Consider the following 13,449-nt stretch of genomic DNA (forward strand, 5'->3'; position numbering starts at 1 on the left):
CTAACTTTTAGCTTCAAAGCGATTCCAACCTTCGCGGGAATGTGATATTTCTAACCTTTTTCTTCGCTTCGTTTTAAAAAGCTAAGAAACTCGATTCTCACATTGAGATTCCCGCCTTCGCGGGAATGTGATATTTCTAACCTTTTTATTCGCTTCGCTTTAAAAAGCTAAGAAACTCGATTCTTACATTGAGATTCCCGCCTTCGCGGGAATGTGATATTTCTAACCTTTTTATTCGCTTCGCTTTAAAAAGCTAAGAACTATCACACCTTAATCTCTACTTCAACACCACTTGGTAATTCAAGTTTCATAAGTGCATCAATTGTCTTAGAAGAAGAACTATAGATATCTAATAATCTCTTGTAAGAACTTAACTGAAATTGCTCTCTTGATTTCTTGTTTACGTGTGGAGAACGTAATACAGTAAAGATTTTTTTGTGTGTTGGTAATGGAATTGGTCCAGTTACAACAGCCCCAGTAGTTTTTACTGTTTTTACGATTTTCTCAGCCGACTTGTCAACTAAGTTATGATCGTATGATTTTAATTTTATTCTAATTTTTTGACTCATTTTCTTAGTTTTAAGCAGTTACACCTTTTGATTTAGCAATTACTTCTTCAGAAATGTTAGAAGGAGTTTCTGCATAATGAGAGAATTCCATCGTTGAAGTTGCTCTACCAGATGACAATGTTCTTAATGAAGTAACATAACCAAACATTTCCGATAATGGAACTGTAGCTTTTACTACTTTAGAACCAGCTCTATCAGACATATCAGATACTTGTCCACGACGACGGTTAAGGTCACCTACAATATCTCCCATGTTTTCTTCTGGAGTTAATACTTCTAATTTCATGATTGGCTCAAGGATTTTAGCTCCTGCTGCTTTCGCTGCTGCTTTGTAACCCATTTTAGCTGCCAATTCGAATGATAATGCATCAGAATCTACAGGGTGGAAAGATCCATCCTTTAAAACAATCTTCATTGAATCCATTTCGAATCCTGCTAAAGGACCATTCAACATTGCTGCTGCAAAACCTTTTTCTACAGAAGGAATAAATTCTTTAGGAATACGACCACCTTTAATTTGATCAACAAATTGCAAACCAGTACCTTCGAAATCTTCATCCACTGGACTCATTTCAAAAACAATGTCTCCAAATTTACCACGTCCACCAGATTGCTTCTTATAAGTTTCTCTATGTTCAGCTAATTTTGTTAACGCTTCTTTGTATTCAACCTGAGGCTCACCTTGATTCACTTCAACCTTGAACTCACGTCTTAAACGATCTACAATAATATCTAAGTGAAGTTCTCCCATTCCTGAGATAATAGTTTGACCTGAAGCTTCATCAGTTTTAACTGTAAATGTAGGATCTTCTTCAGCTAATTTACCTAAAGCAATTCCTAATTTATCAACATCAGCTTTCGTTTTAGGCTCAACCGCGATACCAATTACTGGATCAGGGAAGTCCATAGATTCCAAAATAATTGGATTCTTTTCATCAGAAAGTGTATCTCCAGTTTTAATACTCTTAAAACCTACAGCTGCACCAATATCTCCTGCCTCGATATAATCGATTGCATTTTGCTTATTAGAGTGCATTTGATAGATACGCGAAATACGTTCTTTTTTACCTGAACGATTGTTCAATACGTAAGAACCTGCATCTAATCTTCCTGAATATGCACGGAAAAATGCTAAACGACCTACGAAAGGGTCTGTAGCAATTTTAAATGCTAATGCAGCGAAAGGATCTTTCACATCTGGCTTACGTGTGATTACATTTCCTGTATCAGGATCTGTACCTTTAATATCTTCTTTATCTAAAGGAGAAGGTAAGTAACGACAAACAGCATCTAACAAGAATTGAACCCCTTTGTTTTTAAACGCAGAACCACAAATCATTGGAATGATTGCCATATCCATTACAGCAGCTCTTAATGCAGCGTGAACTTCTTCTTCAGTGATAGAGTTTTCATCTTCCATGAATTTCTCTAACAAGTTCTCGTCATACGTCGCAACCTCTTCAATTAATAAAGCACGTGCTTCAGCAGCTTCTTCTTTTAATTCTTCTGGAATATCAATTACATCAAAAGTAGCTCCTTGCGTATTATCATGCCAAACAATAGCACGGTTTTTCACCAAGTCAACAATACCTTTAAAGTCCATCTCTTCTCCAATCGGTAATACAATTTGCACAGCGTTAGAACCTAACATCTCTTTCACTTGCTTACAAACCATAGAAAAGTTTGAACCTTGACGATCCATTTTGTTTACAAATCCAATTCTTGGAACTTTGTAGTTATCAGCTAGTCTCCAGTTCGTTTCAGATTGTGGCTCAACACCATCAACTGCACTGAATAAGAAAACTAAACCATCTAGTACACGTAATGAACGGTTTACTTCCACCGTAAAATCAACGTGACCAGGAGTATCAATAATATTAAAATGGTATCCTTTAGCATCTGCTGTTGGTTTTCCATTTTCTGTTGGAAACTGCCATGTACATGTTGTTGCAGCAGACGTAATTGTAATACCACGCTCTTGCTCTTGCTCCATCCAGTCCATTGTAGCAGCACCATCATGCACTTCTCCAATTTTATGACTTACACCTGTATAATATAATACACGTTCAGTCGTAGTGGTTTTACCTGCATCAATGTGCGCAGCAATACCAATATTTCTAGTATATTTTAAATCTCTAGCCATTTTTATAATAGTTGTGTATGATTAAAATCTAAAATGAGAGAATGCTTTGTTTGCTTCTGCCATCTTGTGCGTATCTACTCTTTTCTTAACTGCTGCACCTTCTTCTTTTGCTGCTGCTAATACTTCTGAAGCTAATTTTAACGCCATTGATTTCTCGTTTCTTTTACGAGAGTAGCTAATTAACCACTTCATTGCCATAGATACTTTTCTATCTGGCCTAATTTGCATTGGAATTTGGAATGTAGCTCCACCAACTCTACGTGAGCGAACTTCAACGTGAGGCATTACATTAGATAATGCATCTTTCCATAATTCTAAAGCTGTTTTTTCTTCGTCTGTTTTCTTTGAATCTACAATATCCATTGCGTCATAGAAAATCTTGAATGCTACAGACTTCTTACCATCCCACATTAAGTTGTTCACAAAACGTGTTACTAATTGATCATTAAATCTTGGATCTGGTAAAAGAGGTCTCTTTTTCGCCTTTCTTTTTCTCATGTCTTTACATTAAAAGTTTTTAATTACTTCTTTGGGCGTTTTGCACCGTACTTAGATCTACGTTGTGTTCTACCTTCAACACCTGCGGTGTCTAAAGCTCCACGAACGATGTGATATCTAACTCCTGGTAAATCTTTTACCCTTCCACCTCTAACTAATACTATCGAGTGCTCTTGTAGATTGTGCCCTTCTCCTGGAATGTATGCATTCACTTCATTACCATTTGTCAAACGAACCCTTGCAACTTTACGCATTGCTGAATTCGGTTTTTTTGGTGTTGTCGTGTAAACACGCGTACAAACTCCACGTCGCTGAGGACAAGAATCTAAAGCAGCCGATTTACTCTTCTTAGTTATTTTGGCTCTTCCTTTTCTTACTAATTGTGAAATTGTTGGCATCTATTATTAAATATATTTTGATGTTAAAAACCCTCTTTAGAGGGCGGCAAAGGTAAGTATTATTTCCAATTATTCAAATCTTAACGACTTAATTTTCAATAAGATTAATTTTTTAAAGCATTCTCACATAGTATTTCCTGTTTTTTTACGTTACTTTGACAACGTTTGCATTCACTTTTTTAAGCTTGAAAAAATCATTATTACATATCTTTAATACATTCTTTTTACTTTTTTGTTTTTCGTTTATGAACAGTCAAACATTAAATGTAAAAGGCAGCAATGCTGATGAACAAGTTATTATTGATGGTACGAATTATAAAAAATCGCACAAAAATATAAAATCTATTGTAGACGAACTCAAATCGCTTCAAAATGTGTTTTTTACTATTGGTTATTTTGACGCTTCATACTCTGAGCTACTAAAACTAAATGATTCTACTTATCAGAGTACTTTCAACCTGAATTCAAAATATACTTCTTTAAAGATTCACTACGATAAGGAAAAGATGAATTCGGCTATTCTTAAGGCCTTTAGTTTGGACTTTACCGATTCGCACTTAAATATTGCACCAGAAAACCTCACTCCTTTTTTAGAAGCTTTGGTTGCCGATTTTCAAAATACAGGGAATCCTTTTGCAGAAGTACAACTTAAGAACATCAAAAAACAAGAAGATATTATTGTTGCAGACTTAGATATCAAGGTCATTAAAAAAAGACGGTTGGATAAAATTATTGTTAAAGGATATGAAAAATTCCCAAAATCGTATGTCAAGAATTATTTGAGACTTACTTCAAAAGTGTTTAATAAAGAAGAAATTACTACACAGACAAAAAGAATAGATCAGCTACGTTTTGCTCGACAGTTAAAAGACCCTGAATTATTGTTTACCAAAGATTCAACAACCTTATATATATATGTAGAAAAAGTGAAGAGCAACTTTTTTGATGGATTTATAGGATTTAATTCAGATGAAGATACTGGAAATTTGAAACTGAATGGATATCTAGACTTGAAATTGATTAATAATCTGAATTCTGGAGAAGAGTTCAATATATTATGGAAGAACGACGGAAACAAGCAAACTAAGTTTTTGGCAGATTTAAAAATTCCATATGTTTTTAATTCTCCAATTGGTATTAATGCCGCGTTGGATATTTTTAAACGCGATTCCTTGTTTACTATTATCAATACTACGTTTAAAACTTTTTATCAAATTAACCAAAACAATCAAGTTCATTTAGGAATACAACAAACAGAATCTAACAATCTTTTAGACGACAATTCGAATACCGCCATTGACGATTATAAAAGTTTTTTTACGACAGCTGGTTACACATATAATGTGCGAAATAATAATTACAGCATATTCCCTAATAAAACGACTGTACAACTTGAAGGTTTGCTTGGAAATAGAAAAAACAATGCTGAGAAAAACGAACAGAGTAAAGTTTCATTTGTTGCAAATCATCTTTGGGAATTAAATGCTCGAAACTTCATTTATGTAAACAACACTTCCGAAGCTTTATTTTCTGACACTTATCTTACCAATGAAAAATTACGTTTTGGAGGAATTCAATCTATCCGAGGATTTAATGAAAATAGTTTAGAAGCTACCTTATATAGTACAATAAACACAGAATACAGATATATTTTGTCTCGCAATTCGTATGTCCATTCTATCATAGACTTTACGTATTTTCAAGATGATCTTACCAATACAACTGCAAAATTATATGGTTTTGGCTTTGGACTTGGGATACGTTCAAAATCTGGATTATTGAAAATTAATTATGCTGTTGGAAAAACTGACAATACCAGCATTAAACTATCTGAATCTAAGGTTCATATAAGCTTATCCACTTCCTTTTAACAAAGACTTAAACATATTTTTTATTGTTTTTAAGTCACTTTTTTCTTCAAAAAAATAGGAATATTAACATATTATTAGGATTTTTGGAATAGCTAATTCAAATAATTAACACAATGAGAACAAAGTTTAATGGAATATTGACGCTACTTTTAGCGTTAATGGTGCAGCTAGCGCTTGCACAAGAACAAACAGTCTCTGGTACTGTTTCCGACGAATCTGGCCTTCCGCTTCCGGGAGCTAGCGTTGTAATCAAAGGAACGAATACAGGAGTCTCTACTAATTTTGATGGAGTTTACAACATTAAAGCTAGTAAAGGACAGACTTTAGTATATAGTTATATTGGTTATGGCAAAAAAGAAGTTGTTGTCGGAGCTTCAAACAAAATTGATGTTTCTTTAGATCCGTCAGATAATCAGCTTGAAGAAGTGATTATTACTGCACAGGGTATTAAGAAAGAGAAAAAAGCCTTAGGATATTCAGTAGCAACTGTAGAAAGTAAAGACCTAGAGCAAAAAGCAGATACGGATATCGGTAAGATATTACGTGGTAAAGCTTCTGGGGTACGTATTACTGGTTCTGGAGGTGTTTCTGGTAGTGGTTCTAACATTATTATTAGAGGGCAATCTTCTATTACTGGTGGAAACCAACCTTTATTTATCGTAGATGGTGTTCCTTTTGACGGATCATCTGGAGGTGCAAACCAATCGGCAAGTTCAGCTAGTTTCCAATCTGGTAACGTAAGTAGTAGATTTGCGGATATTGATCCTAACAACATTGAGAGCGTAAGTATCTTAAAAGGATTAAGTGCAACTGCTCTTTATGGTGGTGAAGGACGAAATGGAGTAATTTTAATTACTACAAAAACAGGAAAAGACGCTAACAAAAAAATGGAAGTTACTGTAAATCAGTCTGTTTTCTTTAACAGTATTGTATTACCAGACTACCAAGATACTTGGGGTAACGGTTTCCAAAATGTTTATGGAGCATTCTTCAGTAACTGGGGAGCACGTTTTGATAGTCAAGCGACTATTGACAACGCATTTAGAACTTCAATCTTAAACAACTTTGGTGTTGAGCCATCTGTGCTATTCCCAAATAGACCTGAACTTGACTCACCAACTGTTGCTTACAGACCTTATGATAGTCAGGAAGATTTCTTCAAAACAGGAACAATTGTTAGTACATCTGTAAATGTTGCTGGAGCGTTTTCTGATAAAGGTAGTTTCAATGCATCTTATGCACATGTTGACGACCAATCATTTATTCCAAACAACGGATTACGAAGAGATAATTTCTCTGTTGGTGGAAACTTTAAAATGTCGAATAAATTAACTGTTTCTGGTAAAATTAGTTTAGCAAAAACAGACATTAGAAGTCCATTTACTGATGCTTCAACAGGTAGTGATGTAACTTCATCTACTGCTGGTACTGGAGGTATTGCTTCTATCTGGAACATTCTTTATTTACCACGAAGTGTAGATATCAACTTACCATCACAACATCCAATTACTGGAGAAAGTGTTTGGTATAGAGGTGGAAACGACCGTACAAATCCAGCTTGGGTATTAAACAATACACAAGATAAAAACAGTACTGACCGTGTATTCTCTAACTTTGTTGCTTCATACGAAGCTTCTGACTGGTTAACATTAGCTTACAGACTTGGTATTGATAGTCAAAATACAAGATCAAGACGTGTTATCAACAAAGGTTCTAACGATGGCCTTCATCCAAATGGATACTTACAAACAACTTCTGAAAGATTTACAATTTGGGATCACTCTTTATTAGTTTCGATCGACAAAGAAATCTCTGAAGATTTTGGAATTCAAGCAACGCTAGGTACTACAACGAAGCGTCAAATATTTGAAAGAGATGGTTCTGAAAGTAGAGATCAAATCGTATTTGGTTTATGGAATCACTTAAACTTTAGTAACTCTAGTACTATTATTGAAGGTACTGTATTTGCAGACAACAATCAAACATACCAAACATTCAGCGAACAAAACAACGTTGCTGCTTATGTTTCTGCAACACTTTCTTATAAGAACTTCTTATACTTAAACACATCATTACGTAACGAATGGAACTCTACATTAGAGCAAGAAAACAGATCTCAGTTTTCTCCTGGTGTAAGTATGTCTTTCATTCCTACATCTGCTTTCCCAGAAATCAGATCAGATGGCGGCTTAAACTTCTTAAAGTTAAGAGCTGGTTACGGTACTTCTCCAGGTTTCCCTGGACCATACAACACAAGAAGTGTTATTTCGTTAGTACCTAACATTTTCCAAACTGCTGGAGGAAACGGAACTGTAACAACAGGTATTCCTAACTTCTTACCAAATCTTGATTTAAAACCTGAATTATCAAAAGAATTCGAAGTTGGTTTAGAAGCAAGATTCTTAAACAACAGAGTTGGAATTGACTTTACTTACTATAGCAGAGATACTGAAAATCAAATTATTCAAAGACCATTGGCTCCTGAAACAGGATACACAAGTACATTTACAAACATTGGTAATGTAATCAACAAAGGTTTTGAAATTGGATTTGATTTAACTCCTGTAAAAACAGAAGATTTCGAATTTAAGTTAACAGGTAGCTTTACACAAAATGATAGTGAAGTTAAAGGACTTGATGAAGGAGAACAAATTCAATACGGAGGTATTTTCTCTACAACACAAAATGCGGCAATTAACGGACAGCAATTAGGTGTAATTGTAGGTGGAAGAGTTTTAAGAGACGAAGACGGAAACCGTTTAGTTGATGAAAACGGATACTGGATACAAGATCCTACAAACGGTGTTATTGGAGATCCAAACCCAGATTGGTTTAGTACTGTAAACACAGGTTTTACATGGAAAAACTTATCGGTTAACATGCAATGGGAATATCAACAAGGTGGAGACATCTATGCGACTACAGTAGGAGCACTTGTTGGTAGAGGACTTGTTGAAGACACTGATTTTGACAGAACACAAAGTATTGTATTACCAGGTGTACGTCAATCTACAGGACAACCAAACGATATTCAAATAACTTCTACGGAAGCTTACTTTAACAATATTGGTTTTGGTATTGATGAACTATTAATCTATGATGCTTCACACATAAGACTAAGAGAAGCTTCTATAAGCTACAGATTGCCAAAGAAATGGTTAGACAACACTCCTTTCGGGAATGTATCATTTACGGTTTCTGGTCAAAACTTATGGGTTAAGGCATTTAACACTCCTGATAGTGTAAACTATGACCCTGAACTTAACAGTTTAGGAGTTGGTAACTCTCAAGGATTCGATTACTTAACTTCTTGGAATTCTAGAAGATACGGTATGAGTATAAAAGTAACATTCTAAAAAAAATGACAATGAAAATAAAAAATAACAAATTATTTTGGTTGCTAGCGCTAATACTTGTATTCTCTTGTGAAACAACAGAATTAGACATACTAGTTGACCCAAATTCACCAGCACCAGATAGCTTGAATGAAGACGGAAGTTTGAACCTCATTCAATTCAATTTATCTGCATTCTTCGCGGAAGCGACAGAGGCCGGTGGAGAAGCTGTACGATTAGAGTACATGTTTGACACTTACGAAGTAAACTTTAACAACGCAAATGCTAACACTGGAGGCATGTGGCGTATTGGTTATGCTGACATATTAAATGAAGTTCAGGCTTTAATTCCAATTGCTACAAATAGTGGAAGACACCGTCATATTGGTGTTGCTAGAATTATCAAAGCATACACAATGATGACCTTAGTAGATTACTTTGGTGATATCCCTTATACGGAAGCACTACAAGGTGACATTGGAACAGTATTTCCAAGCGCTGATCCTGGATCAGATGTTTACGATGCTGCTTTCGCTGAATTGGACTTAGCATTAGCTGATTTTGCTAATATTGATGATCTTACACCTGCTTTCAATGATTTATTTTACGGGGAAGACGATAGCGATGACATGCCTAAATGGACTAAGTTTTTAAATACACTTAAACTTAAGTACTATTTAAACAGAAGACTAATCGATCCTGCTGGTGCAACTGCTGGAATCACTTCAATATTATCAGCTGGAAATATCATTACATCTAGTGATGATGACTTCAAGTGGGTTTCTGGAACTTCATTAAATCCACAAAGTAAGCATCCTTACTATGTTGAAGAATATGAAGCTGCCAATACTGGTGAGTACATTCCTAACTACTTAATGTGGGCATTAACACTTGAAAAAGGTGCTGACGATCCTCGTTTAAGATATTACGTGTACAGACAAGTAAATGCATTCCCAACAGATCCAGCTACGTTAGACAACGAAATTGACTGCTGGAATGATCCAAGACCTGCTACATACGCACCAATTGATGCAATGCAAGCTGTTCCATTACCTTTCTGTTCTTTATTTGGACGTGGCGATGGATACTGGGGAAGAGATCACGCAGAAAACGACGGTATTCCACCTGATAACACAAAAAGAACTACATTTGGTGTGTATCCTGTTGGTGGTCGTTATGATGACAATGACGCTACAAGAATTAGAAGTGGACAAGGACTTGCTGGTGCAGGAATATGGCCAATTATGATGGATTCTTTCGTATATTTCATGAGAGCTGAAGCTGCTTTATATTTAGGAACTTCTGATGACGCTGGTGCAATGCTAGAGCAAGGAGTTAGAGCTTCTATGAATACAGTAATCGGATTTTTACCAAACCCAGGAGATTTCAATAACACTTCAGATGCTACAGATATCGACGATTACGTAAATGGCGTAATGGCTTCATACATGGCTGCAACTAGTGATGATGAAAGAATGGCTATTATTGGAAAAGAATACTGGTTAGCAATGTACGGAAATGGAGTTGAAGGATATAACCTATACAGAAGAACTGGAGCACCTACCAACTTACAACCTACATTATTGGGTACTGGTGGTTTCCCAAGATCTTTCTTATATCCTAACAACACAGTGGATAGAAATATAAATATCACTCAAAAACCTGGATTATCAGTTCAAGTTTTTTGGGATAACAATCCAGCAGGATTTATTCAATAAAAAAGTAAATTATGAAAAATAAATTATTAAAATCGTTTTTAGTACTTGGTGCTATGACTTTAGCGTTTAGTAGCTGTAAGGATGACGAGACATTTCCTGTCAAGTTTGACGAACTGATCAATTCTGGAGTGCCTTTCGCTTCAGAAATAACGACCAACGGATCTACAAATGTAAATAAGCTAGATCCTGCAAGTTCAAGCTTCTCTAAAGACTATCAACTAGTTTCTCCTGCTGGAGGAACAGACATTACTAAAGTTGAAGTTTTTGTTAGCCTGACTGGAGAAAACATTAGTGCTTCTGAAGCGTTATTATACACTACAGAAGCTTCAAGCTTTACTTCTGCTGCAGATGCACAATACCCAGAAGTAAACATAGCTTTTTCTGGATCTGACATTATTTCTGCTTTAGGAATTAATGCTTCAAGTTTAGAAGGTGGAGATACATTTAATTACAGATTAGCAATTTCAAATGCACAAGGTACATTTTCGGATGTAAGTGCAAACTTTGACAATCAGTCTGCTGATCACACATTCTCTTCAACAGTTGTTTGTATTGCACCACCACCTCCAGGTGTTTGGACAATAGACATGCATGATTCTTATGGAGATGGATGGCAAACTATCGGAAATAGCTCTGCTCCTATTACTATTACATTAGATGACGGAACTGTTTTTGAAGTTGGATTATGTACTCCATACGAGCCAAACACATTTGACTGTATCAACGAATCAAATGATGGAACTGACACTATTACAATTCCAGTAGGAACTGAAAGTGCAGATTGGTTCTTCCCAGGAGATAACTACGGAGAAATTTCTTTTGAAATTTATGCTCCAAGTGGAAACCTAGTTGCTGCATACACAGCTGGATCTGCTGCTGGACCAATTGCATTAAACTTATGTAATGAATAAATAGATTTTACCTATATAAAATCAATTATAAAGCAAGCTGCCTGTGAATTTTATTCATGGGCAGTTTTTTTTTAGTCCAATATTCTTTACTTTTCGACCATAAAATCAATTATGGTTTTTTAAGATTACAAAATACTATGAGAAAATACCTTTTACTAAACCTCTTATTGTTGGTTTCATTATGTGTAAAATCACAAAACACAGTAGGAATCATCACTAATAATCCAGGCACTTTCGATGGATATACACTATATGCACCTGCTGGACATACGGAAACGTATTTAATAAATAATTGTGGCGAAATCGTAAATCAATGGACTAGTACTGTTGCCCCAGGAAATGCAGTATATCTTTTAGAAAACGGAAATTTGCTTCGAGCTGGAAGAATTGCAAATGCCGATGTGAACTTCGGAGGTGTTGGTGGAAAAGTAGAATTATATGATTGGGATAGCAATTTACTTTGGGAATACACATACTCATCTACGCTAGTTTCACAACATCATGACGTATTTCCCATGCCCAACGGAAATGTTCTTATGTTAGCTGTAAATACAATGACACAAGCTGAAGCTATTCAAGCAGGAAGAAACCCAGCTGATTTAGCGCAAGGAAAACTTTTCAATGAACAAATACTAGAACTACAACCTGTCGGAGCTAACGGTGCAAACATTGTGTGGGAATGGAATGTAAAAGATCATCTCATTCAAGATATTGATCCTTCAAAAGATAATTTTGGCACAGTTGAAGATAATCCACAATTGCTCGATATAAACTTTTTAGGCAACTCTGCTGGAAATGCAAATTGGCTACATTTCAATTCTATTCAATACGATGAAAGATTAGATCAAATTGTAATAAGCTCAAGACTTTTAAGCGAAATATACATCATAGACCACAGCACAACTACAGCTGAAGCAGCCACAAATTCTGGCGGAATTAGAAACAAAGGAGGCGACTTTTTGTATCGTTGGGGAAATCCGCAAGCTTACAAAAGAGGAACTCCAAGTGACCAGAAATTATTTGGTCAACATTATCCACATTTTATTGCTGATGGACTTGATGACGCTCGAAAAATCATAGTATTTAACAATGGATTTACGCGTGTTCCAAGTGTTTCTCAAATAGATATCATCACACCTCCAGAAGATAGCGAAGGTGTTTACACATATGTTTCAGGCACTGCATATGGTCCTTCCAACACAGATTACACCTACAAAGATCCTGTAGAAACAGATTTTTATTCCAGAATACTATCAAGTGCGCAACGCCTTCCGAACGGTAATACACTTATTTGCGATGGGGATGATGGATACTTTTTTGAAATTACACCTAACGAAGAAATCGTTTGGGAATATGTAAATCCTGTAACACCAACGGGAATTCTATCACAAGGAGATGATCCAACCGCTTCTCCTAATTTAACTTTTAGAGTTTTGCGCTATGCAAGCGATTACCCAGCATTTACAAACAGAACGTTAACACCTGGTGCACCTGTAGAACAAAATCCAGATTTAATGGGATGCACAATTTTAGGTACAGAGGAAGTTACAGAAGAAATTTTTTCTTTCGCTCCTAATCCAGTAAAAAACACCTTCACAATACATGGAACAATTGATAAAGTAGAAATCTACAATATCATGGGCAAACTAATTAGCACTTCTTATGAAAACACGGTTGATTTAAGTAACCAAAAATCAGGAATGTACATTATGAAGGTTTTTGCTAACAAAAAAGTAACAACTGCCAAAATAGTAAAAGAATAAAAAGCTGTAATTATTGTGTTTTAAGTAGCTATTGGTTTTCAGACACCAATACAGACGATTATTTTGGATTTTCGACCATAAAATCAACGTCTTATAAAATCCAAAAACACAAAACATTTGCTTAATACAGAGTATTTTATCAAATCATTAAGATTTTTAACAAATCTATATAATTATGATAATAAACTACATTTTACGAGCGCAGCACCTTCATTTTTAAGACTGTAACAGTTTATTTCACAC

At 35.4% G+C, this 13,449-nt stretch carries 9 protein-coding genes; 5 read left to right on the forward strand and 4 right to left on the reverse strand.

Going from position 1 to position 13,449, the window contains the following annotated elements; translation table 11 throughout:
- Positions 1-263: 263 nt before the first annotated feature.
- Genes rpsJ through rpsL form a run of 4 tightly spaced genes read right to left on the reverse strand, consistent with a single transcriptional unit; the run spans position 264 to position 3,608 of the window.
- A complete protein-coding gene (gene rpsJ, locus AA089_RS10300; RefSeq protein ID WP_007094989.1) occupies positions 264-569 on the reverse strand; it encodes a 30S ribosomal protein S10 in 306 nt (101 codons plus the stop codon).
- Between the two features lie 10 nt (positions 570-579).
- Entirely contained in the window at positions 580-2,712 is a 2,133-nt protein-coding gene (gene fusA, locus AA089_RS10305; RefSeq protein WP_046756865.1) for an elongation factor G, read from the reverse strand.
- 21 nt (positions 2,713-2,733) lie between these two features.
- Complete coding sequence (rpsG, locus tag AA089_RS10310) at positions 2,734-3,210, reverse strand: 30S ribosomal protein S7 (RefSeq protein ID WP_046756866.1); 477 nt, start codon at positions 3,208-3,210, stop codon at positions 2,734-2,736.
- Positions 3,211-3,233: 23 nt separating this feature from the next.
- Positions 3,234-3,608, reverse strand: coding sequence for a 30S ribosomal protein S12 (rpsL, locus tag AA089_RS10315; protein ID WP_007094992.1), 375 nt, complete (start codon positions 3,606-3,608; stop codon positions 3,234-3,236).
- A gap of 245 nt (positions 3,609-3,853) precedes the next feature.
- Here rpsL and AA089_RS10320 point away from each other — a divergent pair, with 245 nt between their 5' ends.
- The 5 genes from AA089_RS10320 (at position 3,854) to AA089_RS10340 (ending at position 13,206) form a co-directional block, all read left to right on the forward strand.
- The gene (locus AA089_RS10320; protein ID WP_046756867.1) at positions 3,854-5,479 is read left to right on the forward strand and encodes a BamA/TamA family outer membrane protein; all 1,626 of its coding nucleotides are present in this window, start codon (positions 3,854-3,856) and stop codon (positions 5,477-5,479) included.
- Positions 5,480-5,592: 113 nt separating this feature from the next.
- Complete coding sequence (locus tag AA089_RS10325) at positions 5,593-8,835, forward strand: SusC/RagA family TonB-linked outer membrane protein (RefSeq protein ID WP_046756868.1); 3,243 nt, start codon at positions 5,593-5,595, stop codon at positions 8,833-8,835.
- Positions 8,836-8,846: 11 nt separating this feature from the next.
- Positions 8,847-10,532, forward strand: a complete 1,686-nt coding sequence (locus tag AA089_RS10330) for a SusD/RagB family nutrient-binding outer membrane lipoprotein (RefSeq protein ID WP_046756869.1) — start codon at positions 8,847-8,849, stop codon at positions 10,530-10,532.
- Positions 10,533-10,543: 11 nt separating this feature from the next.
- A complete protein-coding gene (locus AA089_RS10335; RefSeq protein ID WP_046756870.1) occupies positions 10,544-11,443 on the forward strand; it encodes a hypothetical protein in 900 nt (299 codons plus the stop codon).
- A 137-nt stretch (positions 11,444-11,580) separates the two neighbouring features.
- Entirely contained in the window at positions 11,581-13,206 is a 1,626-nt protein-coding gene (locus AA089_RS10340) for an aryl-sulfate sulfotransferase (RefSeq protein WP_046756871.1), read from the forward strand.
- The last annotated feature ends 243 nt before the right edge of the window (positions 13,207-13,449 follow it).

This window comes from Kordia jejudonensis (assembly GCF_001005315.1).
Classification (GTDB): Bacteria; Bacteroidota; Bacteroidia; order Flavobacteriales; family Flavobacteriaceae; genus Kordia; species Kordia jejudonensis.